This is a genomic window from Sulfitobacter sp. TBRI5, assembly GCF_051013555.1.
Classification (GTDB): Bacteria; Pseudomonadota; Alphaproteobacteria; order Rhodobacterales; family Rhodobacteraceae; genus JL08.
This window is the reverse complement of the sequence record NZ_CP112884.1, coordinates 2,380,872-2,407,341: the sequence shown is the minus strand read 5'-3', so window position 1 is coordinate 2,407,341 and position 26,470 is coordinate 2,380,872. Positions and strand designations below refer to the sequence as shown.

The 26,470-nt window shown below is 60.2% G+C and carries 28 protein-coding genes; 7 read left to right on the top strand and 21 right to left on the bottom strand.

Features of this window, described 5'->3' with window-relative positions:
* Positions 1 to 7: 7 nt before the first annotated feature.
* The 9 genes from tolB to ruvC all read right to left on the bottom strand — a co-directional run bounded on the left by tolB (position 8) and on the right by ruvC (position 6,988).
* Positions 8 to 1,327, bottom strand: coding sequence for a Tol-Pal system beta propeller repeat protein TolB (tolB, locus tag OLX72_RS12100; protein WP_114871039.1), 1,320 nt, complete (start codon positions 1,325 to 1,327; stop codon positions 8 to 10).
* Positions 1,324 to 2,433: an energy transducer TonB gene (locus tag OLX72_RS12095; RefSeq protein WP_433988748.1), complete on the bottom strand. Its 1,110-nt coding sequence runs from the start codon at positions 2,431 to 2,433 to the stop codon at positions 1,324 to 1,326. The genes tolB and OLX72_RS12095 overlap by 4 nt, the downstream gene beginning before the upstream one ends.
* Positions 2,434 to 2,454: 21 nt before the next feature.
* Positions 2,455 to 2,922: a protein TolR gene (gene tolR, locus OLX72_RS12090; RefSeq protein WP_433988747.1), complete on the bottom strand. Its 468-nt coding sequence runs from the start codon at positions 2,920 to 2,922 to the stop codon at positions 2,455 to 2,457.
* Positions 2,923 to 2,925: 3 nt separating this feature from the next.
* Complete coding sequence (tolQ, locus tag OLX72_RS12085) at positions 2,926 to 3,621, bottom strand: protein TolQ (RefSeq protein WP_114871042.1); 696 nt, start codon at positions 3,619 to 3,621, stop codon at positions 2,926 to 2,928.
* A gap of 99 nt (positions 3,622 to 3,720) precedes the next feature.
* Positions 3,721 to 4,110, bottom strand: coding sequence for a tol-pal system-associated acyl-CoA thioesterase (gene ybgC, locus OLX72_RS12080; protein ID WP_114871043.1), 390 nt, complete (start codon positions 4,108 to 4,110; stop codon positions 3,721 to 3,723).
* On the bottom strand, positions 4,107 to 4,733 hold the full coding sequence (locus tag OLX72_RS12075) for a hypothetical protein (protein ID WP_114871044.1): 627 nt from the start codon (positions 4,731 to 4,733) through the stop codon (positions 4,107 to 4,109). Before OLX72_RS12075 ends, ybgC begins: the two co-directional genes overlap by 4 nt.
* A 17-nt stretch (positions 4,734 to 4,750) precedes the next feature.
* Positions 4,751 to 5,773 (bottom strand): Holliday junction branch migration DNA helicase RuvB, encoded by a 1,023-nt coding sequence (gene ruvB, locus OLX72_RS12070; protein ID WP_114871045.1) that lies wholly within the window; start codon positions 5,771 to 5,773, stop codon positions 4,751 to 4,753.
* A 40-nt stretch (positions 5,774 to 5,813) separates the two neighbouring features.
* The gene (gene ruvA, locus OLX72_RS12065) at positions 5,814 to 6,485 is read right to left on the bottom strand and encodes a Holliday junction branch migration protein RuvA (RefSeq protein ID WP_433988746.1); all 672 of its coding nucleotides are present in this window, start codon (positions 6,483 to 6,485) and stop codon (positions 5,814 to 5,816) included.
* A complete protein-coding gene (ruvC, locus tag OLX72_RS12060; protein ID WP_114871047.1) occupies positions 6,482 to 6,988 on the bottom strand; it encodes a crossover junction endodeoxyribonuclease RuvC in 507 nt (168 codons plus the stop codon). Before ruvC ends, ruvA begins: the two co-directional genes overlap by 4 nt.
* Positions 6,989 to 7,321: 333 nt before the next feature.
* Here ruvC and OLX72_RS12055 point away from each other — a divergent pair, with 333 nt between their 5' ends.
* Entirely contained in the window at positions 7,322 to 7,540 is a 219-nt protein-coding gene (locus OLX72_RS12055) for a DUF1127 domain-containing protein (RefSeq protein ID WP_114871048.1), read from the top strand.
* Positions 7,541 to 7,657: 117 nt separating this feature from the next.
* On the opposite strand, the gene OLX72_RS12050 is transcribed toward OLX72_RS12055, so the two are convergent.
* The 4 genes from OLX72_RS12050 to OLX72_RS12035 form a co-directional block, all read right to left on the bottom strand.
* Positions 7,658 to 7,939 carry a hypothetical protein gene (locus OLX72_RS12050; protein WP_254684620.1) on the bottom strand — a complete coding sequence of 94 codons (282 nt, stop codon included), beginning with the start codon at positions 7,937 to 7,939 and terminating at the stop codon, positions 7,658 to 7,660.
* Positions 7,940 to 8,102: 163 nt separating this feature from the next.
* On the bottom strand, positions 8,103 to 8,984 hold the full coding sequence (locus OLX72_RS12045; RefSeq protein ID WP_433988745.1) for a 50S ribosomal protein L11 methyltransferase: 882 nt from the start codon (positions 8,982 to 8,984) through the stop codon (positions 8,103 to 8,105).
* Positions 8,984 to 10,372, bottom strand: coding sequence for an MATE family efflux transporter (locus OLX72_RS12040; protein WP_433988744.1), 1,389 nt, complete (start codon positions 10,370 to 10,372; stop codon positions 8,984 to 8,986). Before OLX72_RS12040 ends, OLX72_RS12045 begins: the two co-directional genes overlap by 1 nt.
* Before the next feature lie 3 nt (positions 10,373 to 10,375).
* Positions 10,376 to 11,608 (bottom strand): MFS transporter, encoded by a 1,233-nt coding sequence (locus OLX72_RS12035; RefSeq protein WP_114871050.1) that lies wholly within the window; start codon positions 11,606 to 11,608, stop codon positions 10,376 to 10,378.
* Positions 11,609 to 11,737: 129 nt separating this feature from the next.
* Here OLX72_RS12035 and OLX72_RS12030 point away from each other — a divergent pair, with 129 nt between their 5' ends.
* Positions 11,738 to 12,796, top strand: a complete 1,059-nt coding sequence (locus tag OLX72_RS12030) for a YeeE/YedE family protein (RefSeq protein WP_433988743.1) — start codon at positions 11,738 to 11,740, stop codon at positions 12,794 to 12,796.
* A gap of 10 nt (positions 12,797 to 12,806) precedes the next feature.
* On the opposite strand, the gene OLX72_RS12025 is transcribed toward OLX72_RS12030, so the two are convergent.
* On the bottom strand, positions 12,807 to 14,972 hold the full coding sequence (locus tag OLX72_RS12025) for a primosomal protein N' (RefSeq protein ID WP_433990461.1): 2,166 nt from the start codon (positions 14,970 to 14,972) through the stop codon (positions 12,807 to 12,809).
* Positions 14,973 to 15,095: 123 nt separating this feature from the next.
* Here OLX72_RS12025 and fsa point away from each other — a divergent pair, with 123 nt between their 5' ends.
* The 4 genes from fsa to OLX72_RS12005 all read left to right on the top strand — a co-directional run bounded on the left by fsa (position 15,096) and on the right by OLX72_RS12005 (position 18,258).
* Entirely contained in the window at positions 15,096 to 15,749 is a 654-nt protein-coding gene (fsa, locus tag OLX72_RS12020) for a fructose-6-phosphate aldolase (RefSeq protein ID WP_114871052.1), read from the top strand.
* A 37-nt stretch (positions 15,750 to 15,786) separates the two neighbouring features.
* Positions 15,787 to 16,494, top strand: coding sequence for a DUF484 family protein (locus OLX72_RS12015; protein ID WP_433988742.1), 708 nt, complete (start codon positions 15,787 to 15,789; stop codon positions 16,492 to 16,494).
* Positions 16,491 to 17,411: a tyrosine recombinase XerC gene (locus tag OLX72_RS12010; protein WP_433988741.1), complete on the top strand. Its 921-nt coding sequence runs from the start codon at positions 16,491 to 16,493 to the stop codon at positions 17,409 to 17,411. The genes OLX72_RS12015 and OLX72_RS12010 overlap by 4 nt, the downstream gene beginning before the upstream one ends.
* 145 nt (positions 17,412 to 17,556) lie before the next feature.
* Positions 17,557 to 18,258, top strand: coding sequence for a CDP-alcohol phosphatidyltransferase family protein (locus OLX72_RS12005; RefSeq protein ID WP_114872362.1), 702 nt, complete (start codon positions 17,557 to 17,559; stop codon positions 18,256 to 18,258).
* Between the two features lie 3 nt (positions 18,259 to 18,261).
* Here the strand turns inward: OLX72_RS12005 and OLX72_RS12000 are convergent, their stop codons facing one another.
* A complete protein-coding gene (locus OLX72_RS12000; protein ID WP_114871055.1) occupies positions 18,262 to 18,717 on the bottom strand; it encodes a methylated-DNA--[protein]-cysteine S-methyltransferase in 456 nt (151 codons plus the stop codon).
* 264 nt (positions 18,718 to 18,981) lie between these two features.
* Between OLX72_RS12000 and OLX72_RS11995 the strand changes: the two genes are divergently transcribed.
* Entirely contained in the window at positions 18,982 to 19,116 is a 135-nt protein-coding gene (locus OLX72_RS11995) for a hypothetical protein (RefSeq protein ID WP_302622779.1), read from the top strand.
* 23 nt (positions 19,117 to 19,139) lie between these two features.
* Here OLX72_RS11995 and OLX72_RS11990 read toward each other — a convergent pair whose 3' ends face one another.
* From OLX72_RS11990 to OLX72_RS11965, 6 genes are all read right to left on the bottom strand, one after another.
* Positions 19,140 to 19,607, bottom strand: a complete 468-nt coding sequence (locus OLX72_RS11990) for a hypothetical protein (protein WP_254684622.1) — start codon at positions 19,605 to 19,607, stop codon at positions 19,140 to 19,142.
* Positions 19,608 to 19,710: 103 nt separating this feature from the next.
* On the bottom strand, positions 19,711 to 22,614 hold the full coding sequence (gene ileS / locus OLX72_RS11985; RefSeq protein WP_433988740.1) for an isoleucine--tRNA ligase: 2,904 nt from the start codon (positions 22,612 to 22,614) through the stop codon (positions 19,711 to 19,713).
* A 193-nt stretch (positions 22,615 to 22,807) separates the two neighbouring features.
* A complete protein-coding gene (locus OLX72_RS11980) occupies positions 22,808 to 23,518 on the bottom strand; it encodes a VIT1/CCC1 transporter family protein (protein ID WP_433988739.1) in 711 nt (236 codons plus the stop codon).
* A gap of 68 nt (positions 23,519 to 23,586) precedes the next feature.
* Entirely contained in the window at positions 23,587 to 24,600 is a 1,014-nt protein-coding gene (locus OLX72_RS11975; protein ID WP_433988738.1) for a YcjF family protein, read from the bottom strand.
* 1 nt (position 24,601) lies between these two features.
* Positions 24,602 to 25,048 carry a GNAT family N-acetyltransferase gene (locus OLX72_RS11970; RefSeq protein WP_114871060.1) on the bottom strand — a complete coding sequence of 149 codons (447 nt, stop codon included), beginning with the start codon at positions 25,046 to 25,048 and terminating at the stop codon, positions 24,602 to 24,604.
* Positions 25,045 to 26,460 (bottom strand): YcjX family protein, encoded by a 1,416-nt coding sequence (locus tag OLX72_RS11965; protein ID WP_114871061.1) that lies wholly within the window; start codon positions 26,458 to 26,460, stop codon positions 25,045 to 25,047. The genes OLX72_RS11970 and OLX72_RS11965 overlap by 4 nt, the downstream gene beginning before the upstream one ends.
* Between the last annotated feature and the right edge of the window lie 10 nt (positions 26,461 to 26,470).

The window sequence follows — 26,470 nt, the reverse complement described above, 5'->3', positions numbered from 1 at the left end:
ACGGCTTTCAGTTTTGCAGGGGCGACCACGACGGGTCTGACGCCCCTTCCGGTGTGCGCACGGGTTTAAGGTTTCGCCCCGAAATATCAACAGAATAGAGCGATGCCCGCCCCCCGGCGCCCTGGGTTTCGCGCGTGAACATCAAAACGCGGCCATTGGGCGCCCATGTCGGGCCTTCATCCAGAAACGACGCCGTCAGCAGACGTTCTTCGCTGCCATCCAGCCGCATGACACCGATGTGAAAGCGCCCGTTGTTCTGCTTCGTAAACGCCACCAGATCGCCGCGCGGCGACCAAACCGGCGTACCATAGCGCCCCTGCCCAAAACTGATCCGGCGCGCTTCGCCGCCGCCGGCGGGCATGACATAAAGCTGCTGGGAACCGGACCGGTCACTTTCAAAGACGATCTGGGTGCCATCAGGCGAATAGCTGGGGGCGGTTTCGATCGATGGCGCATCGGTCAGACGCGCCCCGGCCCCGCTGGCGATATCCAAAGTATAGATATCCGTGTTGCCGCCCTGGGTGAGCGAATAAACCACCGTCTGGCCGTTGGGCGCAAATCTTGGCGCAAAGCTCATCGTGCCGTCCTGTTGTTGCAACACGCGGCGCTGCACGTTGCCGACATCCAGAACATAGATACGCGGAAATCCGGTTTCATAGCTGGTATACAGGACTCTGTCGCCGTTCGGGGAAAAGCGCGGCGCCAGAACGATGGCTTCGCTGCCGGTCAGGTACTGAACATTGGCGCCATCATAATCCATGATCGCAAGTCTTTTCTTGCGGTCATCCTTGGGGCCGGTTTCCGAAACAAACACCACGCGGCTGTCGAAATAGCCGCCCTCGCCGGTGATCCGGCTATAGACCGTATCCGCAACCTTGTGTGCAATGCGGCGCCAACCGTCCACGGTACCGGCCAGTTGCAGACCGCTGCCCAGTTCCGCCCCCGAGAACACATCATAGACACGAAACTTGACGGTCAATGTGTTGCCCGACACGTTTACCGCGCCCGTCACCAGCGCCTGCGCGTTGATCGCTTTCCAATCGGCATACTGAACCGGTGCCGCGAAATCGCTGATCTGCGAGATATAGGCGCTGGCCGGAATTTCACGGAACAGGCCCGTGCCGGTCAGATCGTCCGCGATCACGCGGGCGATGTTGGCACCGTATTCGCCCGCCGCGCCGGATTCTGCCACGAAATTGGGCACCGCATAGGGCAGTGGTTCGATCACGCCTTCGGTGATTTCAATCCGCAAGGGGCCGTTCTGGGCAAAGGCGGGCAAGCCAAACAGGCTTAGACACAACAGGAGGGTTGCAAGAAGTCGCATCATTTCAACCTCATTCCTTCCGGATTAAACGTCATTTCGATGTCACGCCACTGACTATACTTTTCAGCCGGCAGTTCAAAGCCGTTTGCGCCACATCTTATAATAGCGCGCCGCGCCGCGCCAAAGGCCTGATCGGCCGCCGCCGCCGATCCGCCCGAACTGCTGAGCATCCGGATCGACGGGGTTTGCGGCTTGCCATCCTCGGACAGGCTGACTGCAACAACGACCGTTGTGTTCAATGCATCCGTCGACAGCGATCCGACGTTCCAGCAATTTGAAACGGCAACGCGCAGCGCATCCCGTTCGCCTGCCGAAAGCGGCGGGCCGCTGGGCACGGACGGTTCCGTCGTGCCACCCAGCGCTTCTGCCAGCGCCGCGTTCACGGCGGTTTCGGTGTTTTCAGTGGGCGCGCTGGGGGCTGCGGGTTGCGCCGCGGGTGTCGGTGTTGGTGTCGGGGCGGGTGCGGACGGCCTGTTGGACGGTGGCCGGATCGAGCGCGCAGGCGCGGCTGTTGCTTCGGTCACGATCTGGGTTGTCGCCGCTTCCGGGGCTGTCGCCTCTTGCGGTTCCTGCTGCACGGTTTCGCCGGTTTCTTCGGCTGTTACGGCGTCTTGCGTCGTGTCGGACGGTGTCGCCTCGGGCTCGGGTTCGGCCACGGGTTCGGGGGCCACGCGATCTGCGGGGCGCGGCACGGCCTGTTCCGCCACTTCGGGGGCCAGAACCGCCACATCCTCGGGCGGGGCCGGTGGTGTCGGGGGTGTGTCTTCCACAACCGTTTCCGGCGGCGATGGCGGGGCTAGGGGCACGGGCACTTCATCCGGCGGCGGCGTTTCTGACGGGGCCGGCGCGGACTGATCCGTTGCTACGTCCGGGGAAGACGCAATTTCGGGGGCGCCGGTGCCGGCATCCGGCGCTTGCGGCAGCGCCACTTCGGTTGCGGATTGCGGGGCGTCCTGCGCCGCGATCATCGCAGCATATTCAGCCCCCGAAATCATCGACACTTCGGTGATCTGAAACGGCAGGGGTTCGGCGGAAAAAATCCCGCCGAACAACGCCCAGCTGATCAGGCCGATATGGCCCGCGCCCGAGATATAGTTGGCCTTATCCATTCCAGACCTCACGCGGCAGCCTTAACTGCCGCTGTCGAGTGACGGGCCGCCGATATCGGTTACAAGCCCGATATTGGAAAACCCGCCCGCATTCAGCGCGCCCATCACCTGCATCACTTCGCTGTAGGGCACCGCCCCGTCCGCGCGCAGGAATATCCGGTCGCTTTCGCGTTCTGCCGCAATGGCGCGCAGTTTGGTGACCAGTGCGTCGCGCGCTGTTTCGGTGGTTTGTATCTGGATGATGCCATCTGCCGTCAATGTGACGGTCAACGGCTCTTCCTGATCCGCAGGCAGTGCACCTGCGGCGGTTTTGGGCAATTCCACCGGCACACCCACCGTCAGCAACGGCGCGGCCACCATGAAAATGATCAGCAACACCAGCATCACATCAACAAAGGGCGTGACGTTGATTTCCGCCATCGGGCGGGTACGGTTGCCGCGGCCCCGCCGCCGCCCGCCGCCTTGTGGGGCCTGAACACCTGCACCCATGATCTAACTGTCCAACTGGCGGCTGAGGATGGTGGCAAATTCATCCGAAAAGGATTCGTAACCCTGAATGATCCGGTCACTGTCCGCGCTCAGCTTGTTGTACATGATTACCGCCGGGATCGCTGCCAGCAGGCCCAGACCGGTGGCCAGCAACGCCTCGGCGATGCCGGGGGCGACGACGGCCAGGTTGGTGTTTTGCTGTTCCGCGATTTCGATAAAGGCGTTCATGATACCCCAGACGGTTCCGAACAGCCCGACAAACGGGGCGGTCGATCCAACGGTGGCAAGCACCTGAAGCCCGCGCTGCAGATCTTCGGCCTCTTTGTTGATGGCCACATCCATCGACCGGTCGATGCGCGCCGTGGCCCCCGCGATCAATCCGCCATCATTGCGGTGCGACCTGTGCCATTCCATCATACCGGCGGCAAAAATCTTTTCCGAACTGCCGCGCGGTTGTGGCCCGATCTTTTCAAACAGCCCGTCCAGCGGCTCACCGGACCAGAACGCACGATCAAACGCCGCCGCTTCGGCGCGTGCCGCGCGGTAATCAAGAATTTTGCGGATAATGATGCTCCACGCCCAGAACGAGGCGACAATCAGCATCAACATCACGAGTTTTACGATAAAAGTGGCGCGCGCGAAAAGGCCCCACATGGAAAAATCAATTTCCTGCGCCAGTGCCAGCGTTTCTGCTTCCATTTGCCTGCTCTTTGTTGGTGGCCATTGGGCGGCCTTATTCCGCATCACGCTACTGCATAGCGCAATGAATTGCCAACAGTTCAGCGTCACAAGCCCGTGTTAATGTAGCATTAAGCGGATGTTTGCTGGCAAACGTGCAGGCTGGCCGCTGTCGGACAGGCAAACAATCGTCACGACAGCCGAAAACAACAGATCGGCGCCGCGTCGCACATCCTGTTTCATCACCAGCCGCGCCCCTGTCACGGCCTGCGTGGCGGTTTCGACCACCAGATCATCGTCAAACCTTGCGGGCATCAGGTAATCCGCTTCGACACGGCGCACGGCAAAGGCGACACCGTCGCGGTCTTTCATCTGGCGCTGGTCAATGCCCAGGCCACGCACCCAGTCGCTGCGCGCCCGTTCGATATACCGCAGATAATTGGCGTAATAGACGATGCCCGCCATATCGGTGTCTTCGTAATAGACGCGGATCGGAAAGGAATGGATCATTGCGGTGCTTCCAGCCGTGCAAACAGGCGCAACGCAAAGCTTTGATCCTGCGCCGCATGCGGCAGCATCGGATCATAGGCCGCGCGGATCAGGGCACCGATTTCGGGGCGCAACACCGACGCGCCATTCGGCAGGATCGCCAGCGGCGAGCAATCGGAAAACGCACGATCCGACCACAACAGGACAGATTGCACCATCTGGGACAGCGCCAGCGTATCTGCCGGAACCGCCGACAGATGTTCATCCATGCGCAGGAACACGAAACAGGCCTTGATCGCGCCCTGTTCGTCAAATCGGAAAATCCGGTATTGATTGGCCGACACGGCCTTCAGCTTTTCAACCAGCGGGGCCAGATCGGGCACCAGACGGTCAAGATCGGGCACGCCCAGCAATTCGTCCCAGTCGGCCATGAAAAACACCATCAGGTTGCTGCCCAGTTCCGGATCGGTTTCGGCCATATGATGGCCCGCCAGCATCATGATCGCTTCTAGCGCGCCCTTGAACACGCCCAGCGTTTCGTCCTGCACCCCGAACATCACGGGCGCAATCGGCCGCCCCCATCGCGCAAAGGCAAATTGCCCGTCCGCGCGGGTAAACAGGGCTTCAATTTCTTCTGGTGTCACGCCGGTCCTCTTGGTCTTTATGTATCAAACAGATCGCCGCCGCCCTTTGGCGCGGCCAGCCCCAGATGCGCCCACGCCTTGGGGGCCAGCATCCGCCCGCGCGGCGAGCGCTGCAACAAGCCCTGTTGCAGCAGGAACGGTTCGATCACCTCTTCCAGCGCATCACGGCTTTCGGACAGGGCCGCCGACAGGGTTTCGATCCCCACTGGTCCACCGGCGTAGTTTTCCGCGATCAGCCGCAGATAGCGCCTGTCGGCCCCGTCAAGGCCCAGATGATCCACCCCAAGCCGTGTCAGGGCGCGGTCTGCCAGTTCCTGCGTGACAGTGCCGTCACCTTCGACCACGGCAAAATCAACCACACGACGCAGCAACCGGCCCGCAATGCGCGGCGTGCCCCGCGCACGTTTGGCAATCTCGCGTGCGCCGGCCTCGTCCGCGGGCGCGCCCAGCTTGATCGCGTTGCGTGTGACGATCTGGTGCAGTTCGTCGACCGTGTAAAACTGCAACCGTGTCGGAATGCCAAAGCGGTCGCGCAGGGGCGTTGTCAGCAACCCCATGCGCGTAGTCGCCCCGACCAGCGTAAAGGGCTGCAATTCGATACGCACGGTGCGCGCTGCCGGGCCTTCGCCGATGACAAGGTCCAGTTCGAAATCTTCCAGAGCTGGATAAAGCACCTCTTCGACGGCCGGGTTTAGGCGGTGGATTTCATCGATGAACAGAACATCGCGCGATTCCAGATTGGTCAGGATCGCCGCCAGATCACCGGCCTTGGCCAGAACCGGCCCCGATGTCATCCGGAACCCCACGCCCAGTTCGCGCGCCATGATCTGCGCCAGCGTGGTTTTGCCCAATCCGGGCGGGCCGTGAAACAGGGTATGGTCCATCGCCTCGCCACGCATTTTGGCCGACTGGATGAACACGCGCAGATTTGCCCGCGCTTCAGCCTGACCGACGAAATCATCCAGCAATTGCGGACGCAGGGCGCGGTCGCTGTCTTCGGGCAGCGGTTCGGGGCGCAGAATGGGGTCTGTTTGCGTCATCGGGGCGTTCGATCCAGGGGGCGTGTGCACTCCATTCACCCTAGCCCTTTGGTGCCAGCAGTTTCAATGCGGCACGGATCAGATCAGGTGTTTGTGCCTCGGGGCTTTGTCCGGCGGCTTGCGCCACCGCGCCCGCCGCCTCGCCCGGGGCATAACCAAGATTGGACAGCGCCGACAGCGCTTCGGCCTGTGCAGAGGACGACCCTTGCGATGCAGGGGCCGCAACGGGAGCCGCTTCGATCACCTCATCCTCGGGCTGGGCGGGTTTGGTGCCCTGCGCGGCGGCCATCGTGCCGCCCATCGCCATGACGCCGGGGGCCGTGTCTTTCAGATCAAGAACGATGCGTTGCGCGATCTTTGGCCCGATGCCCTTGGCCGCCTTGACCGCATTCCAATCCCCCAGCGCAATCGCGCGGCCGACGCCGTCAGGCCCCAACGTTCCCAAAATCGCCAGCGAAGCCTTGGCCCCGACCCCCTGTACCGACATCAACAAACGGTGCCATTCCTTTTCCACCAATGTGGGAAATCCGAACAGTTGCATCAGGTCTTCTCGCACGACCAGATCAGTATAAAGCGAAACCGCCTCGCCCGTGGCGGGCAAACCTGCCAGGGTGTGATCCGAACAGAACACAAGATATCCGACGCCGCGTACATCAATCAGCAGGTGATCGGATGCGCGGTATTCGATGCGGCCAGTCAGTTTACCGATCATGCGCTGGCCTTGACTATCGCGGCAGCCAGAACGCCGGCTGATTTTGCGTGGTGGGCATGGCAAATCGCAATCGCCAGCGCATCGGCGGCATCGGCATTGGCGATCTCGACCCCGGGCAATTGCATCCGCACCATGTGATCCACCTGATTTTTGGCCGCGTGCCCTACCCCGACAACGGTTTTCTTGACGGTGTTGGGGGCATATTCGCCGACAGGCAAACCGGCCTGCGCAGGAACAAGCATGGCGATGCCGCGCGCCTGCCCCAGTTTCAGGGTCGCTGCACCGTCCTTGTTCACGAATGTCTGTTCCACCGCCGCCGTGTCCGGGGCGTATTGCGCGATCACAAGAGAAAGCTGTGTGTGCAGCGACAGCAATCTTTGCGCCAGATCCGTTCCATCCGACCGGCAGACACCGTTTGCGACATGGCTCAGCCGGCTGCCCTGAACGGAAATGATGCCCCATCCAAGATTTCGGAGTCCGGGATCAATCCCAATCACCCGCATGTCTGCCCCCTGCTTCGGTCAATTTGTTGCTTTTTTGATGCACTAGCACGAAAGGCGAACAAACGCCAAGCGTTTCGCGCCACTGGCCAAAAACGACATTTGCGCGAGCGCGCGCGACCCAAGCGGCCAGATTCGCCATTCCAAAGCACAAAAACGACGCCAACTTAGGTTAATTTTTGTAAAGATTACGGCGGTTTAGGCCACATTCTGAGCCATGCAGCCATTGCATATCGCACATGCAGAAACACAGCTTGCCGAAAACAATAGCCCCCCCTACATGCCCCTCAGACGAACAAAAACAACAGCGAACACTTTGATAGAAGGAAACGAGAAATGGCCGCTTTTGACACAACCCGCACCACATACGGCTCCGCCGGCTTTGCAGCTCGCATCGGTTCCGCAGTCTCCACCGTTCTGGGCATGATTGCCACATGGAACGATGCCCGCGTAACCCGCAACTCTCTGGCACAATTGTCGGATCGTGAACTGGACGATATCGGTCTGGTCCGTGGCGACATTGATGTAGTTGCAAATTCGCAAGCCCGCATCTGAAAACGTCCCAGCCAGTATCCGGCTGAAAAAATTCAAAGCCGCGTTGTCTGATCAAGACACGCGGCTTTTCCATTTTCTAAGGTCTACAATCTTGCAGGGGCTGAAACGCGTAACGCGTTATCGCAGGATCGGTCCCAGATGCCCTGCGATGAATTTGGTGGCACCATCCGCCTGCATGGCCCAGGCGCCGACTTTTTCGACAAAAGTGCCCTCACGCAGGTTGGCCAGTCGATCATCATAGGTGGTTGGCCCAAGCGTCGCCAGCAAGAACCCCTTGAAACCGAAGAACGCGATCAGCAAAAGGGCGATGCCTTTGATTGGCACCTGTATCCGGGGCCGGACAGGTTGCGCAACAATAAGACCATCAGACCGCAGCTTGGTTGTATAACCGCGCTCCATAGCCTGATGCTTGCGACCGATCTTTCGCAAGCGCTTGTTAAATTCAACATGTGCGTCAACCATGAAAACCCTCGAACAATCAAACCTCAACTTACGGATTATGCATAATCTGTAATTGTGGCAAAAAAGGGGCAAATCGTTGAAATGCGGTCAAATCAAGGCACTAGTCGGTGTTTTTCCGCAAAGTGAGCGTTGTCCATTCAACAATCTCGTCCCGTGACACCAGATTGAAGCCGTTGCGTGAATAAACAGAAATCACTTCGTCGGCCTGTTCGTTCAGAATACCGGACAGAATCGCATAAGCACCTGGCGCGGCGTATCTATTCATATCAGGCGCCAGCGCAACCAGCGGCCCTTTCAGGATATTGGCAAAGATCAGATCAAACGGCACGCGTGCGGCGATATCGGGGTGATCAAAGCCGGCGGCCTCGACACAGCGCACCCGGCCTTCCAGCCCGTTCGCGCGCAGATTTGCCATGGCCACATCCACCGCCACCTGATCGATATCGCTGGCCAGCACATCATCGGGCCAGATACGTGCAGCCGCCATGGCCAGAACCGCCGTGCCGCAGCCAATATCGACAACAGATTTTCCGACAAACCCGTTCTGCGCCAGCAGGTCCAGCGCCCGTAGGCACCCCAAAGTCGTTCCGTGGTGCCCCGTCCCAAAGGCCATCGCCGCCTCGATCAGCAACGGTTCGACATCGGGGTCGGTTGGCACCTGATCGGCATCGTGACTACCGTAGACAAAAAACCGCCCCGCCACCACGGGTTTCAGTTCCCGTCGTACATGAGCGACCCAATCGGTTTCCGGCAATTCGGACACGACAAAAGGCTTCGCATCAAACGCTGCCGCCATCAGGGCAAGTGCGCTTTCAACCGGCTTATCCGTGAAGTAACCGCCGACTTCCCACAAACCCGAACCGTCTTCGACCTCGAACACGCCGATGCCGGTGGGTTCAGGCACCAGCCGTTCCATCGCTTCACCCAGCCCCTCGGCCTGTGATTTCCCTGTCAGTGTGGTCAAAGCCGTATAGGTGGGCATCAGCGTCTCCGGAAGCGGTTGATATCCCGCCATCCGCGGCGGGTTTCAAGATCAAGCTCGGGGGGTGCAGTACCGATATTCCGGACAAAGTGCCAGCCCCACAGGGCGGCAAGCAAACCAACCAGAACAGCCAGAACGGCCTGCGCATAGATAACGCCGGTCGCCCCGAAGATACCGGCCATCCAAATCGCGGCCGGTAGGGTCAGCACACCATCACGCACCCATGTCAGAAGGGTAGCGCGGGCGGGTTTGCCCAAGGTGTTGAATGCCGCATTGGCAACAAAGAACGCGCCGGTGAAGACAAAAGCGCCCGCGCCGATATGGGTCAACGCCCGTAGCACCGCCAGACCATTCGGCGCAAGGCCGAACGCCGCACCGATCAATGGCCCGCTTAGAACCAGAACTGACCAGACCGCCAGCGTATAAAGGACACAAAACACCATCGCATCGCGGAAAATCGTGCCAAGCCTGTCATAGTGACCCGCGCCGAAATTCTGCCCGAAAATACCGCCGATGGCCCCGGCCAGCGCGAATATCCCGCCAAACGCCACCACTGTCAGACGGCTGACGACGGCCCAGCCTGCCACGGCATCGTCCCCGAATTGCGACAGGACAGAGGTCAGAACGTAATTGCCGAACGGCGTTGCCATCTGGGTCAGGATTGCGGGCGCGGCAATGGCCACGAACGGGCGCAGGTGGCGCCACATGTCGTGCATATCGGGCCATGCGATCAGATCATGCACCCGTGTCGCAAACAACAGCGCCGCCGTCACCAGCACGATCCGCGATATGTTCAGCCCGATCGCGGCCCCGTCCAGCCCCAAACCCAGTCCGATGATCAGCAAGGGATCAACAAAGATGGAAACGGTGCCGGACCAGAATGTGACATACATCGCGCGACGCCCGTCCCCTTCGGCCCGCAACACGCCGCTGGCCACCAGCCCGATCACCATGAAGGTCAGCGATGGCAGCGTCATCGCCAGATACCGCGCGGCCAGATCCAGCGTCTCTCCGGTGGCGCCGGCCAGTTCCAGGATGTCGTAGCGGAAATAGATCACCACGCCCGCCAGAAGCGCCTGCATGACAAACCCGAACGCCGCTGCACTGCCCGCCTGCCGGCGCGCTTCGGCCTGTTCGCCCCGTCCGATCGAACGCGACACCAGTGCCGTGGCCGCAATCATCAGCCCAACGCCCGATGACACCGAAAAGAACTGGATCGCAAAGGCAAACCCGATCGCCGCCACCAGACGCGCATCGCCCAGTTGGGAAATCCAGAACAGATTGGCGGCATCGACCAGAAAGACAAACGTGATGCCAAGTGCACCAGTGGCCGTCATCCGCGACACATGGCCCATCGTGGACCCGGTCAGGAACCGGCCCTGAGCCATGTTTTATTCGGCCGCAGCCGGTACGTACCGGGAAAAGATCGTTTCGTTACCCGGTTCGGGGTGGCGCGGGATCATCATCGCAAGGATCAGCGAAACACCCGCCATACCCGCCGCCAGCGCAAACACCGCCCCCGGCGACAACAGCCACAAAAGCCCCAAGCCCACCGGCAGAAACACCGCCGCGATATGATTGATGGTAAAGGCCACGGCGGCGGTAGGTGCAATATCGCCCGGATCGGCGATTTTCTGGAAATAGGTCTTCAGCGCCAGCGCCAGCGCAAAAAACAGATGGTCGACCACGTAGAGCGTCGCCGCCAGAAGAACGCCCCAGCCAAAGAAATAGATGCCGCCATAAGCCAGAAAAACGATAATCAGACCGACATATTCAAAGCACAGCGTGTTGCGTTCCCCAAAGACGGCCACGGCCTTGCCCATGAACGGGCCAAATACCATGTTGGCCAGCAGATTGATCAGATAAAGCGCCGTCACCTCGTGGACGGCAAAGCCGAATTTTTCGACCATCATGAAACCGGCGAACACCACAAAAATCTGGCGCCGCGCGCCCGACATGAATTGCAACGCGTAATAAAGCCAGTAGCGTTTGCGCAGGATCAGCCGTTTGATCTGGGGGTTCGGCGCCTCGAACTGTGGATAGGCCAGCAAACAGAACAGCGCGATTGCCGCCGTCAACCCGCCCGACAGCATGTACACGATGTTATAGGTCAGCCCCAGCGGCTCCCAAAGCAACACGATCAGACCGTAGGAAAACAACGTGGCCGCAGACCCTGCCGCCACCAGCCAGCCCAGCACCTGTGGCGCGCGGTCTTTTGGCAGCCATTGCAGTTGCAGCGACTGGTTGACCGTTTCGTAATAGTGAAACCCGATCGAGGACAGCATCGTGATGGTCAGGATACCGCCCAGAGAAGGGAACCACGCTGTGATCGCTGTGGCCGCACCCAGCAGGATCAATGACACAAGGCCAAGCACCTGTTCGCGCATAAAAATGATGATCGCGATCACCCCGACCGCCAGAAACCCCGGAATTTCGCGCACGGTATGCAACAATCCGATGTCCGAGCCGTCAAAATCGGCAACCTCGATCACGAAATTGTTCAGCAGTGCCGACCATGTTGCAAAGGCAATCGGCATCGCCGCCGCCATCAGAAACAGCAGTGTCGTCGGACGACGCCAGAGCGGCAATGCGCGAGCATCGGCAAGGGGTACAATGCGGGCCATGCATGTCTATTAGGCCGATCCGGTCGCGCTGACGAGGGGCAAAATCGCACATCTGATCTGCATCAAAGTGGCAGGGGCGCACTGTGGTGTACACATTCAAGAAAGCTTATGCGGAAAACGAGGCCGGATATGGACCTGATTGCACTGGTGGAACGGATTGGAGAGGCGCCGACAGCGGCGTTGTTCGGAATGATCACGGGGCTGACATTCGGCATCGCCGCGCACCGGTCGCGGTTTTGCCTGCGCGCGGCAACGGTCGAATTTGCCCGCGGGTCCATGGGGCCTGCTGTTGCAGTGTGGTTGCTGACGTTTTCAACCGCTCTGGTCTGGGTTCAGGGTGCCAGCCTGACGGGCCTGATGCGCGCCGAGGACGCCCGCATGATGGCTGTCGCCGGAAGCTGGTCAGGCGCGATTATCGGCGGACTGATGTTCGGCATCGGAATGGTGCTGGCGCGTGGCTGTTCGGGGCGGTTGCTGGTGCTGGCCGCCACCGGCAACATGCGTTCGATCGTCTCTGGCCTGATCTTTGCGGTGATCGCCCAGATGAGCCTTGGCGGATGGCTGACACCGGCGCGGGAATATCTGGCGGGGCTATGGGTTACGCCGGGCGGGCGAAATGTTGATCTGCTGTCGACCAGCGGTATGCCGGATTACATGGGTCTGGTCATGGGCATCGCACTGGCGGTTCTGGCGCTGGAAATCTCGCGCCGTAACAGGATCGGGTTTGGCAGGCTTGTGTTTGCCTCGGGCGTCGGGTTTGCCGTTGCCGTGGGGTGGGTTCTGACATTCGGGCTGTCGCAGGTGGCCTTTGAACCTGTGCAGATCGAAAGCGCCACATTTACAGGCCCTTCAGCCCATACGTTAATGTATTTTCTGGATCGCAATGCCGTGCTGGAATTCGACATCGGCCTGGTGCCAGGCGTTTTTATCGGCGCATTGATATCAGCCGCGCTGACGCGCGAGTTGCGCTGGCAGGCCTTTGACAACGCGCTGGTGATGCGCAAGGCGATGATCGGTGCGGCGCTGATGGGCTTTGGCGGTATGCTGGCCGGAGGCTGTGCCATCGGTGCAGGTGTTACCGGCGGATCGATCTTTGTCGCGACAGCATGGCTGGCCCTGTTCTGCATGTGGATCGGCGCGATGGCGACAGATTACCTGATTGATCAGAAGTATCTGGCAACCGCCTGATATAAATAACTTAATAGAAGCTCTGAGGGTCGATATCGACGGCAAGGCGCAGATCGCCCTTAAGGCGGAACTGGCCGATCCATTCGCTGACCGCCTGTTGCAACGGCGCGCCCTTGTCTGCCTTGACAAGCAGGCGTACGCGGTGACGCCCGCGGATACGCGCAATCGGGGCGGGCGCCGGCCCGAACACCTGCGCCCCGATCCGGCGCAGGGGCGCATCGCGCCGGGCCATGTCATTGCCCAGATCAAAGACCTGCGCCACATCCGACGATGACAGGATGATGCCCGCCATGCGCCCGAATGGCGGCACACCGGCCTGCGCACGTTCCGCTGCTTCGGCCGTCCAGAACCCTGTTTCATCACCCGCCAGAATCGCGCGGATCACCGGATGGTCCGGCTGGTAGGTCTGCAAAAGCGCCGTGCCCGGTTTGTCTGCACGCCCGGTTCGCCCCGCGACCTGCCGCATCAGCTGAAACGTGCGTTCGGCGGCGCGCAGATCGGACCCCTGAAGCCCCAGATCGGCATCAATCACGCCCACCAGAGTCAGAAGTGGAAAATTGTGCCCCTTCGCAACAAGTTGCGTCCCGATGATGATGTCGGCTTGCCCGGCGGCAATCGCCTCGATCTCGGCCTTGAGGGCGCGCGCACTGCCGTACATATCGGAACTGAGCGTGGCAATGCGTGCGTCCGGGAAACAGGCCGCCGCCTCTTCGCCCAGCCGCTCTACCCCGGGGCCGACGGGGGCAAGACGGTCTTCTGCATCGCAAGACGGGCACTTGTCGGGGATCGGTTTGCTTTCGCCGCACTGATGGCAGACCAGACGTTTCAGAAAGCGGTGTTCCACCATGCGCGCATCGCAGTGATCACATCCGATCTGGTGGCCGCACGCACGGCACAGGGTGATCGGCGCATAGCCACGCCGGTTGATGAACAGCAGTGCCTGTTCGCCCTTTGCCAGACGGTCCTGCACGGCGGATTGCAAGCTGGGTGATATCCAGCGATCGGATGGCAGGGCTTCCGTTCGCATGTCGATGGCGCGCATGTCGGGCATCACCGCCTCTCCGAACCGCGTCGTCAGTTCCAGCTTGTCGTATTTTCCGGCTTGCGCGTTTGTCCAGCTTTCCAGCGACGGTGTGGCGCTGGCCAGCACCACGCGCGCGCCGCAAATAGAGGCCCGCAAAACCGCCATGTCGCGCGCATTGTACAGCACCCCGTCTTCCTGCTTGTAGGATGTATCATGTTCTTCATCGACCACGATCAGGCCCAGATCCTGAAACGGCAGAAACAGGGCCGAGCGCGCACCAACGACAAGTTGCGCGCCCCCCTGCCCGATCATGCGCCATGTGCGGCGCCGTTCCGTCATCGTGACGCCGGAATGCCATTCGGCAGGCTGCGCCCCGAAACGCGCCTGCACGCGGGTCAGAAATTCGGCTGTCAGGGCAATTTCGGGCAACAGCACCAGCGCCTGCCGCCCCATCGCCAGACATTCTGCCACCGCTTCCAGATAAACCTCGGTCTTGCCCGATCCGGTGACGCCGCGCAGCAATGTGGTGCCGTAGGTTTCCGCCCGCACCGCCTGTTTCAGCGTTGCAGCGCCCGCCGCCTGATCCGGGGTCAGCGCCTTTCCGGGCAAGGCGGGGTCAAGCCGCGCGAACGGCATGTCGCGCGGGCTGTCTTCTTCGCGCACCACGCCTTGCACAGCCAGCCCTTTGATAACGGATGTTGATACGCCTGCCACCTCGGCCAGTTCCTTCAGCGTAAAGGCCAGACCGCCATATTCCTCAAGCGCGTCAAGAACACGGCTGCGCGCTGCCGTGGCGCGATCGGGCAAACCGGTCCCGCGCCGGTACACCTTGCGCATCGACGGCGGATCGCCCAGCCCCGGTGCCCGCGTGGCAAGCCGCAGCATGGCGGGCATTGGCGTCAGCGTATAATCGGCCGCGCGGCGCAGAAATTCGCGCATTTCCTCGCGCATCGGGGCGGCATCCAGCACCCGGATGACCGAACGGATTTTTGCAAGATCATAATCGCCCTTGCCCGGCCCCCATACCACACCCAGCACCTTGCGCGGGCCCAGCGGCACCTCGACAAAGGCGCCGCGCTGACAGCCACCTTCGGGTGCCTTGTAATCCAGCAGCCGATCCAGCGGCTGGGCGGTCAACACCCCCACCAGCATGCCTTCGTCAAAGAATTGCGGATCGGTCACGCGGCCTCGTTCAAGAATTCAGGGTTTCAGCGTCGCACGTCATGAGGTAAAGCCATCGCAAGCCAACGCCAACCCATCAAAGGACCGCTGCCCATGAAATTTTTTGTCGACACCGCCGAAATCAACGAAATCGCCGAACTGAACGATCTGGGCATGGTCGATGGCGTCACGACAAACCCGTCGCTGATCATGAAATCGGGCCGCGACATCCTGGAAGTGACCAAGGAAATCTGTGATCTGGTCGATGGTCCTGTCAGCGCCGAAGTCGTCGCGACCGAAGCAGACGCCATGATTGCCGAGGGCCGCAAGCTGGCCAAGATCGCAGACAACATTGCCGTCAAGGTGCCGCTGACATGGGCTGGCCTAAAAGCGTGCAAGACATTGTCGGGCGAAGGCAACATGGTGAACGTGACCTTGTGTTTTTCGGCCAATCAGGCGCTGTTGGCGGCCAAGGCTGGTGCGACATTCATCAGCCCCTTTATCGGGCGGCTGGACGATATCAATCTGGACGGCATGGACCTGATCGCGGACATTCGCACGATCTATGACAATTACGGCTACGAGACCGAGATTCTGGCGGCATCGATCCGGACGGTGAACCACATTACGCAAAGCGCGCTGATCGGGGCTGATGTCATCACCGCCCCGCCTGCCGTGATCAAAAAGCTGGCGGATCACCCGTTGACCAAGTCCGGCCTTGACGCCTTTTTGGCAGATTGGGAAAAAACAGGTCAAAAAATCCTGTAAGTCGTGTTATAGCCAAACAAATCGGTAAGAGGTCGGTATGAGTGGACAGCCAAAAATAGAAGATGCTTTGCGTAAAACGATCATGTCTCAGCCTGATGTGATTCTGGATGATCAGGATGTGATGCAGGCCCTGGTCGCTGCGAATGAAAAATCGATGGGCGGCAACATCATTGATTTGCGCGGCATCGCAATGGAACGGCTGGAAGCGCGGCTGGACCGGCTGGAAGACACCCACCGCAGCGTGATTGCCGCGGCCTATGAAAATCTGGCCGGTACAAATCAGGTTCACCGCGCAATCCTGCGCCTGCTGGATCCGGTCGAGTTCGAGACCTTTCTGCGGGATCTGGGCGGTGAGGTGGCCGAAATTCTGCGGGTGGACGCGATCAAGCTGGTTCTGGAATCTGTCCAGTGCGAAGCTGACCCCGCTGTTGCGCGGCTGGACGGAGTTCTCAATGTTGCGGCCCCCGGATTTATCGAAAGCTACCTGAACGATGGTCGTGGCGATAACTCTCGTCAGGTCACATTGCGCCAGGTTCAGGATGCATCACCCTTTATCTATGGGCAGCAGGCAGACTGGATCCGCTCTGAAGCGGTGCTGAGGCTGGATTTTGGCGAAGGCCGTCTGCCCGGGTTGCTGGTGATGGGGGCGGAAGATCCGCACCATTTCACCCCGCAGCACGGCACTGATCTGCTGGCATTCTTCGCGGGCGTGTTCGAGCGTGCGATGCGCCGCTGGTTGTCTTGACCCTGATTTCACCCGCTGCACAGGACAGTCTGGCCCGTTGGCTGGAAACACAAAAATCGCTTGATGGCGCGTCTGACAACACGATCACGGCCTATCGGGGCGATGTCAGCGAATTCATTGCCTTCATGAGCACACATCACGGGCAAAGCCAGGGTCTAGGCGCATTGGCACAAATCGACGTTGCCGATATGCGATCCTGGATGGCGCATATGCGCAGTACGGGAACAGGTGCCCGATCCCTTGCGCGCAAGCTGTCGGCGGTGAAATCCTTTTATCGCTGGCTTGCGACGCGCGAAGGGTTTGAACCCACGGCGGTATTGTCCACCCGATCGCCCAAATTCCAGAAAAAGCTGCCACGCCCGCTGGCCGAAGACGCGGCGCGCGCCATGATCGACACTGTCGAACTGCAAAGCCAGAGCGATTGGGTCGCTGCGCGGGACGTTGCTGTTGTGACTGTGCTTTACGGTTGCGGATTACGCATATCCGAAGCTTTGGGGCTGTCCGGCAAAGAGGTCCCATTGCCCAAGGTCTTGCGCATTGTCGGCAAGGGCGGAAAAGAACGCGTCGTTCCCGTGATCGATGCCGCGCGTCAGGCTGTATCCACATATGTGCGCCTGTGTCCCCACCCGATGGAACCGAAACAACCGCTGTTTCGCGGCGTGCGCGGCGGCCCGCTTAATCCGCGCGCCATACAAAAAGCGATGGCGGCCGCGCGCATGCAGCTTGGCCTGCCTGCATCGGCGACGCCGCACGCCCTGCGCCACAGCTTTGCAACGCATCTGTTATCGGCGGGGGGCGATCTGCGCGCGATACAGGAATTGTTGGGGCACGCATCCCTGTCGACCACACAGGCCTATACGGCGGTCGATACGGCGCGCCTGATGGAGGTGTATAACCGGACGCATCCCAAAGCCTGAATGGGGTCCCCCCCTGTTGTCCGGTCTATGCAATCCACATTCACGCAACCTGTCCGTGCCTCTTGCGCAACCTCTGGATAGAGATTGCCCGTCTGGTCCGGTTTTCGTTTTGCAAATCCGGTGCGCTTGCGCCATGACGGACGGCATGACACCTCAACGCCAAGCTCTTGCCGTGCACCTTCTTACCGCCACCGGTGCTGTTTTCGCGATGTTGGCCATGCTGGCTGCCGTCGATGAAAAATGGGACCTGATGTTTCTGTGGCTGGTCGTCTCGTTCGCGGTAGATGGCATAGATGGTCCGCTGGCGCGAAAATACCACGTCAAGAAATATGCACCCGAATTTGACGGCGTGTTGATGGACCTGATCATCGACTATCTGACCTATGTGTTCATTCCGGCTTTTGCACTGTTCAAATCCGGGCTGATGGACGGCTGGACCGGCTGGTTCGCGATTATTGTCATCACCTTTGCCAGCGCCATGTATTTCGCAGACACCCGCATGAAAACAAAAGACAATTCCTTTTCGGGCTTTCCCGGATGCTGGAACATGCTTGTGCTGGTTATCTTTGCGCTGGAACCGAATTTCTGGGTGTCGCTTGCCCTTGTTACCGCGCTCGCCATCGCGATGTTCCTGCCGCTGAAATTCGTGCATCCGGTGCGCACGGAACGGTGGCGCACCCTGACCCTGCCGATGGCGCTGGCCTGGACGTTTTTTGCAGGATGGGCCGCTTGGGTTGATTTCCATCCCGAAAGCTGGGCCCATTGGGGGCTGGTCATCACCAGCGTCTACCTGACATTTGCAGGCATCGCGCAGCAGATCATTCCGGAAAAAAACGCGGCCGACTGATCGTCAGATCAACAATCCTGCCGCCCCTTCGTGCCGCAACAGTGCCACTTTGGTTTCTATACCCCCGGCACCGGAAAATCCCGTCAATCCTTTGGCGCCCATCACCCGGTGGCACGGGATGATAACCGGGATCGGATTGCCCCCGCAGGCACCGCCCACAGCCTGCGCCGGCGCGCCAAGCGCCTTGGCAATATCACCGTAGGTTTTGGTATCCCCGAACGGAATGTCTGAAATCGCTGCACAAACCGCTTGCTGAAAATCCGATCCAACCACCTTTAGCGGCAAATCAAAACGCGTCAGACGACCTTCGGCATAAGCGCGCAGCTGGCTTACTCCTTCGCGTAAAAGTGCGGAGGGTGCGCCGACGCTTTGCGATGTCCATTTCAACGCAACAATCGCGCCGTCTTCCTCGACCAGACCAAGCGGGCCGAATTGCGTATCAAGGGTAAGCGTTGCCATGGCATATTGTGCGGTGCCTGATGGCCGGGCGCAATCCGGAACCTGCGGTTTTGTGCCTTTGCGATCTTCGTTGAAAGACGTCTTTGGCACTGGTATTATGCCTGCGCAGGCGTTCGATGATCCGGGCGTTTCCGGTTTGTCGAAAAACCTGCTGCCTCATCCGAAATCATCGCCCTGACAGCCATTGTCAGGCAACCCTGATCTTCCTGAGCAACGACCCGATGGGCACAAGCCGTTCGGTGATCCAGCAAAAAGGAAATGACCATGTCCAAAGGTAACAACAAGCGCGGCAACAAAGAGGCCAAGAAACCCAAGGCAGAAAAGCCCAAGGTTCTGGCAACCGCGAACTCCGGAGCGTCAAAGGCTTCGCCCGTGATCGCAGGTAAATCTGTCAAATAGGTCCGGAACGATCGCAGGCGGGCCTACATCACATCCTGAAGCGTGAAGGTTTGACCGTTATGGGTGAATGTATCGCCCGCCTGCAGACCCTCCATCGCCTTGTAGATCGGACTGGCGGTGGAAATACCCATATAGGTGATCCCGTCACAGTCGAACCGTTTGGTTGATGCAACGACAATGAAATGGCGGTTGTTGAACGCCACAACAGCACCCGGACGCACTACATCCGTCACGGAAAAGTTGGCGTTTTCAATCGCGTCGATCTTGGCATGGTGGGTGTGCACCGGATGATCGAAAGCTGCGGCCAGATCGGCATTGCCGCGCGCCAGTGCAATGTCTTCGCGATCGGGATTGTCACGCTCGTCCGTCATCGCCTCGTGCAGGTAATGCTCGTAATGGGCCACGGCGGTTTCCAGCTCTTCGGCCTCAAGGGCCAGCATGGTATCGCGCAATTTGGTTTTCAGCGCCTGTTTGTCAGTCATGTCGGACATGGGGCATTCCTTCGATTATCTGGCGATTATCCGGATCGCGTCAGACCAGCCTGACGCCGCCTTTCGGAAAATGCAATATACATTCCGAAAGGCGCATCAGTGATCAGGCAAGCGCGCTGTCGCACCGTTTGCATACACCCGGATGTGTGTGACTGCCGACATCCGGCAGAATTTTCCAGCAGCGCTGGCATTTTTCGCCGGTCGCTTTTTCAAAAACGACCCCCACACCCGGCACTTCGGGCAGGTGGAACGCTTCGGCAGGGGCAGGATCGGCGGTAAGCGAAATGGCAGACGTGATACACAGATCATCAAAGGCCACCGATTTCAGCGCCGCCAGCATGGTGGCATCTTCGATATGGACCACCGGTGCCGCCTCAAGCGAGGCGCCGATCACCTTGTCGCTGCGCTGGATTTCCAGCGCGGCGGTCACCGCACGGCGCGCGGCGCGTACCTTGGCCCATTTTGCGGCCAGATCGGGGTTTGCCCAGGCGGCAGGTGTTTGCGGCATATCGATCAGGTGCACCGAACTGTCATCGCCGGGGAACCGCTCCAGCCAGACCTCTTCCATGGTGAACACCAGAACCGGCGCAAGCCATGTTGTCAGTCGGTGGAACAGGATATCCAGAACCGTGCGCGCGGCGCGGCGGCGATCGGTGTCGCCGTCGCAATACAGAACATCCTTGCGGATATCGAAATAGAACGCCGAGAGATCGACTGTCGCAAAGGTAAACACCGCCTGAAACACGCCCTGAAAATCGAAAGCGGCGTATCCGTCGCGCACAACCTTGTCCAATTCGGCCACGCGGTGCAGCACCCAGCGTTCCAGTTCGGGCATGTCGGCAGGATCAACACGATCCGCTTCGTCGAACTGATCCAGCGCGCCCAGCATAAAGCGCATGGTGTTGCGCAACCGGCGGTAACTGTCGGCCACACCTTTCAGGATTTCCGGCCCGATCCGCTGATCCGCGGTATAATCGGTCTGCGCCACCCACAGACGCAGAATATCCGCGCCATATTGTTTGACGATGGTTTCGGGCACGATGGTGTTGCCCAGCGACTTGGACATTTTCATGCCCTTTTCGTCCAGCGTGAACCCATGCGTCACCACATTGCGATAAGGCGCGTGCCCGGTGGTGCCGACCGATTGCAACAGCGACGAATGGAACCAGCCGCGATGCTGGTCGGTGCCTTCCATGTAGACATCGGCGATGCCGTCCTTGGTGCCATCGACACGGTCGCGCAGGGTAAAGGCATGGGTTGATCCGGAATCAAACCACACGTCCAGAATATCGGTGACCTGGGTATATTCCTCGGGGTTCACGATACCGTTCAGGAACCGTTCCTTTGCACCGTCTTCGTACCAGGCATCCGCGCCTTCGGTTTCAAACGCTTCGATGATACGCATGTTCACCGCAGGATTGCGCAACAGGAAATCATCATCGGTGGGCAGCGCGCCGACCTTGGTAAAGCAGGTCAGCGGCACACCCCATGCGCGCTGGCGTGACAACACCCAGTCAGGGCGCGATTCGATCATGGAATACAACCGGTTGCGGCCCGATTTCGGTGTCCATTTGACGTTGTCGATTTCGGTCAGGGCACGTTCCCGGATGGTTTTGCCGAACGTGTCCTGCCCATCACCCACAGGTTTGTCGATGGCGGCGAACCATTGCGGTGTGTTGCGGTAGATCACCGGCGCCTTGGATCGCCACGAATGGGGATAGCTGTGCTTGATCTTGCCGCGCGCGAACAACCCGCCCACTTCGGCCAGCTTGTTGATCACGGCGGTGTTGGCATCGCCTTCCTTGCCGTTCGGTTTCAGGATGGCCTTGCCGCCGAAAAACGGCAGGTCAGACCGGAACGTGCCGTCTTCGGTGACGTTGTAGGTGATCACCTGCCCCAGCATGCCCAGATCGCGGTAAAGTTCGTATTCCTCAAGCCCGTGGGACGGGGCGCAATGCACAAAACCTGTGCCTTCGTCATCGGTGACGAAATCGGCGGCGCGGAAATCGCGGAGATCGTCCCATTCGCCGTTGCCGCCTTCGGCACCGGCAAGGGGGTGGCGCAAGGATGTGCCGGAAAGATCGCCGGCTTCGCCAACGCGCTTGAAAGCGTCAACGCGCGCCTTGCCCAAGACATCTTCGGCCAGCTTGTCGGCCAGCAGAAACCTTTCACCGGTCTTGACCCAGTTGTCTTCGGGCGCATCTGTCACTTCGTAGATGCCGTATGAAATATCATTTGAGAATACGACGGCTTTGTTGGATGGCATTGTCCACGGCGTTGTAGTCCAGATCACCACTTGCGCGCCCTCAAGTGCAGGATTGTCCGTCTTGTGCACGGCAAACTTCACCCAGATCGTAAAGCTTTCCTTGTCGTGATATTCCACCTCGGCCTCGGCCAGTGCGGTTTTTTCCACCGGCGACCACATCACCGGCTTTGATCCCTGATAAAGCGTGCCGTTCATCAGGAATTTCATGAATTCCTCGGCGATCACGCGTTCGGCGTGGAAATCCATCGTCAGATACGGATCGGACCAGTTGCCGGTGACGCCCAGACGCTTGAATTCCTCGCGCTGGATATCGACCCAACCGGCGGCGAATTTGCGGCACTCGGCGCGGAAATCGTTGATCGGCACCTCGTCCTTGTTCTTGCCCTTCTGGCGGTACTGTTCTTCGATCTTCCATTCGATCGGCAGGCCGTGACAATCCCAACCGGGGATGTAACGCGCATCAAAGCCCATCATCTGGTGGCTGCGCACGATCATGTCCTTGATCGTCTTGTTCAGGGCGTGGCCGATATGCAGATGCCCGTTGGCATAGGGGGGGCCATCGTGCAGCGTAAAAGGCGTACGCCCCTGTTTTTCGCGCAAGCGGTCATAGACACCGATTTTTTCCCAGCGCTCCAACCAGCCGGGTTCGCGGTTGGGCAGGCCCGCGCGCATCGGAAAATCGGTTTTGGGCAGGTTCAGCGTTGATTTGTAATCGGGTGTCTGGGGCGTGTCGGCGCACATGGCGGGCGTCCTTGGATAGAAGTGTCTGATGTGTGAAAGGGGCGGTGCGAAGGATCAAACACCTGTGTCCCGGCCGTTTGGAAAGATCAAACGCCGGGGGATATAATTCGAATAATGATCGCGGTCGGGCGGTTCATGGGCGCGTTATAGGCCCGCACATCCGCCGCGTCCAGAGGCCCGCAATGCCGCACCGTCAGACGTAAAACAACGACCCGACAAAATAGGCGATGCCCGCCGCCAACCCGCCAATCAGAAAGGTTTCGATACCCGATCGCCACCACGGTTCAAGCGACCATTTGCTTTTGAGCGCGCCAATCGCAAAGAACACCGCCAGCGTCATGCCCGAGGATACAACAAAGGCGTTCTGCACGCCGAACAGAAACGGCAGCAGCGGGATCATGCCCGCCACCAGAAAGGCACCGAACGTGGCCAGCGCTCCGCGCATCGGATGCGGCATGGTGTTGGACAGGCCGTATTCGCCCTCGAGCATCAGTTCGATCCAGTTGTCATGATGGCGGGCAATTTCATCGGTGGCCTGTTCCAGCACATCGCCACTTAAACCCTTAAGGGACAGGATATGGCGCAGCTCGCGTCTTTCGCCTTCGGGATTGGTGGCAATGTGGCGTTCTTCCACCGCCCGCAGGCGCAGCATGTTGTCTTTTTCGGCCTTGGTGCCCGAATAGTTGCCCGCCGCCATGGAAAAGCCGTCGGCCAGAACATTGGCCAGCCCCAATGCGACAATCACAAAAGGCGAAAGCCCTGCCCCCGCAACACCAGCAACGATCGCAAAGGTCGTGACCGCGCCGTCAATCGCGCCATAAACCGTATCGCGCAACACACCGTGGCCGGTGGCGCTTTCGATGCGGGCTTCAATCTCGTGCTGGCTATGTCCGTGATCCGGCATATCTGGTCCCCTGTTTGGCTAACAGGGGTGTTTATGACCAGTTTGCCAACCGCGCGCTCTGCGCCAGATCAAACCGGGGCGTCAGGGGCCTTGGCAGAGCCGAACAGCCCGGTCAGGCTGCGTTTCACAATGCCGCGCACAGACGGGCGCTTGGCGCGGGTAAAGGGCAGCGGGCGGCAAACCTCAATCGCGGCCACACCAACACGGGCCGTCAACGCCCCGTTCACCAATCCTTCGCCAAAGCGGCGCGACAGCTTGCCAAGGATTGACCCGCCCAGAAACGGTTCCAGCATGTCATCGCCCACGGACACGGCCCCCGTGGCCACCAGATGCGACAGCACCGCACGAGTCAGCCGCCAGCTTCCCAAGGTGCCGGACCGCCCGCCATAGACTTCGGCGATGCGGCGGATCATGCGCAGATTGGCCGTCAGAGCCGCAACCACATCCGCCAGCGCAATCGGCACCAGCGCCGTCACGGTGGCGACCTGTCGCGCCGCAGCCTCAACCTCGCGGCTGGCGGCAATGTCCAGCGGTGCCAGAACCTCGGCTTCGGCCAGCCCGATCAGGCTTTCTGCATCGAACTGGTCGCCCTGCCGTTCCGCCAATCGATCACGGCCCCAACTTGTATCATCGCGATGCCGGTAAAGCGCGTTCAGTTTGCCAACCACATCGCGTGCCGCCGCCAGATCGTTCCCGGCAAGCGCCTGGGTTGCGCCGTGGCGCAGGCTGTCGATACGCGCCAGCCGCGAAAACGCCGCCGCCTCGCGCAGGGCAATGGCCAGCAGCACCAGAACAAAGGCGCCGATCAGCCCGGTCATGGCCCAGCCAAGCAGCGGATTGCTGGCCACCAGCGCCGTTACAAAGTTCCATGCGGCCAGCGACACCATCGCGCTGACCAGCGCGGCCAACAGTCCCCAGAACCAGCGCGCCAAACGCGATGGTTTGCGCGTCGCCAGCCGTGCCGCAGCCTGCATCGCGCGCCCGTCCGGGGTTGGCACCCCCAGATCAGGCACTGGCGGTGCATCCGCAACATCCGTTACCGGTTTGTCATCAAGTTCGATCAAGACCGGACCCTGTGCCATGTCAGCCTGCCTCTCTTTGCCATTCAAACCGGATGTCGGGCAGCCCCGCATCGTTCCCGGACCCGTCCGTGCGCTGCGTTTCGCAAAACCCCAGCGCGCGGTAAAACGCCTGCGCGTTCATGTTGGCCTGATAGACCCACAACCGCAACGCAGGTTCAACCGCCTGTGCGGCCTGAACAAACGCACGCCCCAAGCCCTGTCGCTGCACCGACGGATCAAGGTACAACCCGTGAATGTCGGCCCCGTTGCGCGACAGGAAACCGGCAATGGCCCCGTTGCGACGTGCGACCTGAACCCAGCCCGCATCAATCATGTCTGCCGCAAAGCGGATTTCCTGCGCACGGCTGTGCACGCGGGGAAGCCACGGCGCATCATCCGTCGCCCGTGACAGGATCGCGCCAACAGCACCTGCATCCAGCGGCCGCGCCGCATCCAGAGACACCGTCACAGCATATCCCCGATCAGAAACTCTGCCGCCCTGTCCAACCGGATATGGGGCGGACCATCGCCTAGTTTAAGGGTCAGCGGCGCGGGTGCAAAGGACATCACCTGATAATCTTCATCCAGCCATTTTTGCGCGCCGTCACGCGCCGGCCCCAGAAGATGCGCTGGATCTTGCGGCAATGCACCGGGATAAAACGCGGCCTGCTTTCCAGTCTCAAGCAAGGTACCGCGCACCAGATTGAGGTCTTTGCCATTGTGCTGGCGGGTTTCCTCGACCGTGGCGCGCAGCGACGCGATGGACATCGCCGCTGTTTGCGCTCCGGCAAAACGCGCACGATCCCGCGCCTCGCGGGTCAGCGCCTCCATGATTGCGGTCAGGCTTTGGTGTTGCGTGTGGTGCAGATGATCCGCCTTGGTGGCCGCAAACAGGATTTTTTCCACCCGTTTGCCCAACAGCAGCCGTGTCAGGAACGCATTGCGTCCGGGGCGAAAGGCGGACAGCAAATCCGCCATCGCGTGGCGCATATCCTCGACCGCCTGCGGGCCTTTGTGGATCGCGCCCAACGCATCCACCAGAACGACCTGCCGGTCGATCCGCGCAAAGTGATCGCGAAAAAACGGCTTTACCACTTGCGATTTGTAAGCTTCGTAGCGGCGTTCCATTTCACGGATCAGCGATTTTCGCGGCATCGCGCCACAATCCGGCAGCGGCGCAAATGTCAGCACCGGCGATCCTTCCAGATCACCGGGCAACAGGAACCGCCCCGGCGTGCAATCATAAAACCCGTCGCCCCGCGCGGCCTGCAGATAGGCGGTAAAGCTGGCAGCCAGCGCTTTGGCCTGCATTTCGTCCAGAGGTGCAGTACCATCAACGGTCGACATCTGCGCGATGTACTCTGCGGCTTGTGGCCGGTTCCTGATCCGATCCAGTACATCGCGGGACCATTCGCTATAGGATTTGTCCAGCAGCGCCAGATCCAGCAGCCATTCACCGGGATAATCGACGATATCAATGTGCACCGTGCGTGGCCCCTGCAACCCCGACAACAGCCCCTTTGGGCGGACCCGCAGAGACAGGCGCAATTCGCTGACCGCGCGGGTGCTGTCGGGCCAGTGGGGCGTTTTTGCCGTGAGCGCCCCGATATGCGTTTCATAATCAAAGCGGGGCACCGTATCGTCCGGTTGTGGTTGCAGATAGGCAGCGCTGATGCGGCCTTCGGCTGCAGCGATAAGGCCGTGCATCCGCCCGCGATCCATCAGGTTGGCCACCAGCGATGTGATGAACACCGTCTTGCCCGACCGGGCAAGACCGGTCACGCCCAGCCTGATGACAGGTTCGAAAAACGTTTCGGAAACCGTATCCTGCACGTTTTCGACGCCGCGCCAGATACCGCCCGCAATCGTTGAAATGACCAAATTACTGCCC

Bases quoted from the DNA above. Each gene is read 5' to 3' on its own strand.
- tolB (WP_114871039.1), bottom strand. From the start codon at position 1,327: ATGATGCGACTTCTTGCAACCCTCCTGTTGTGTCTAAGCCTGTTTGGC.
- OLX72_RS12095 (WP_433988748.1), bottom strand. From the start codon at position 2,433: ATGGATAAGGCCAACTATATCTCGGGCGCGGGCCATATCGGCCTGATC.
- tolR (WP_433988747.1), bottom strand. From the start codon at position 2,922: ATGGGTGCAGGTGTTCAGGCCCCACAAGGCGGCGGGCGGCGGCGGGGC.
- tolQ (WP_114871042.1), bottom strand. From the start codon at position 3,621: ATGGAAGCAGAAACGCTGGCACTGGCGCAGGAAATTGATTTTTCCATG.
- ybgC (WP_114871043.1), bottom strand. From the start codon at position 4,110: ATGATCCATTCCTTTCCGATCCGCGTCTATTACGAAGACACCGATATG.
- ruvB (WP_114871045.1), bottom strand. From the start codon at position 5,773: ATGACGCAAACAGACCCCATTCTGCGCCCCGAACCGCTGCCCGAAGAC.
- ruvA (WP_433988746.1), bottom strand. From the start codon at position 6,485: ATGATCGGTAAACTGACTGGCCGCATCGAATACCGCGCATCCGATCAC.
- ruvC (WP_114871047.1), bottom strand. From the start codon at position 6,988: ATGCGGGTGATTGGGATTGATCCCGGACTCCGAAATCTTGGATGGGGC.
- OLX72_RS12055 (WP_114871048.1), top strand. From the start codon at position 7,322: ATGGCCGCTTTTGACACAACCCGCACCACATACGGCTCCGCCGGCTTT.
- OLX72_RS12050 (WP_254684620.1), bottom strand. From the start codon at position 7,939: ATGGAGCGCGGTTATACAACCAAGCTGCGGTCTGATGGTCTTATTGTT.
- OLX72_RS12045 (WP_433988745.1), bottom strand. From the start codon at position 8,984: ATGCCCACCTATACGGCTTTGACCACACTGACAGGGAAATCACAGGCC.
- OLX72_RS12040 (WP_433988744.1), bottom strand. From the start codon at position 10,372: ATGGCTCAGGGCCGGTTCCTGACCGGGTCCACGATGGGCCATGTGTCG.
- OLX72_RS12035 (WP_114871050.1), bottom strand. From the start codon at position 11,608: ATGGCCCGCATTGTACCCCTTGCCGATGCTCGCGCATTGCCGCTCTGG.
- OLX72_RS12030 (WP_433988743.1), top strand. From the start codon at position 11,738: ATGGACCTGATTGCACTGGTGGAACGGATTGGAGAGGCGCCGACAGCG.
- OLX72_RS12025 (WP_433990461.1), bottom strand. From the start codon at position 14,972: ATGCTGGTGGGGGTGTTGACCGCCCAGCCGCTGGATCGGCTGCTGGAT.
- fsa (WP_114871052.1), top strand. From the start codon at position 15,096: ATGAAATTTTTTGTCGACACCGCCGAAATCAACGAAATCGCCGAACTG.
- OLX72_RS12015 (WP_433988742.1), top strand. From the start codon at position 15,787: ATGAGTGGACAGCCAAAAATAGAAGATGCTTTGCGTAAAACGATCATG.
- OLX72_RS12005 (WP_114872362.1), top strand. From the start codon at position 17,557: ATGACACCTCAACGCCAAGCTCTTGCCGTGCACCTTCTTACCGCCACC.
- OLX72_RS12000 (WP_114871055.1), bottom strand. From the start codon at position 18,717: ATGGCAACGCTTACCCTTGATACGCAATTCGGCCCGCTTGGTCTGGTC.
- OLX72_RS11995 (WP_302622779.1), top strand. From the start codon at position 18,982: ATGTCCAAAGGTAACAACAAGCGCGGCAACAAAGAGGCCAAGAAACCC.
- OLX72_RS11990 (WP_254684622.1), bottom strand. From the start codon at position 19,607: ATGTCCGACATGACTGACAAACAGGCGCTGAAAACCAAATTGCGCGAT.
- ileS (WP_433988740.1), bottom strand. From the start codon at position 22,614: ATGTGCGCCGACACGCCCCAGACACCCGATTACAAATCAACGCTGAAC.
- OLX72_RS11980 (WP_433988739.1), bottom strand. From the start codon at position 23,518: ATGCCGGATCACGGACATAGCCAGCACGAGATTGAAGCCCGCATCGAA.
- OLX72_RS11975 (WP_433988738.1), bottom strand. From the start codon at position 24,600: ATGGCACAGGGTCCGGTCTTGATCGAACTTGATGACAAACCGGTAACG.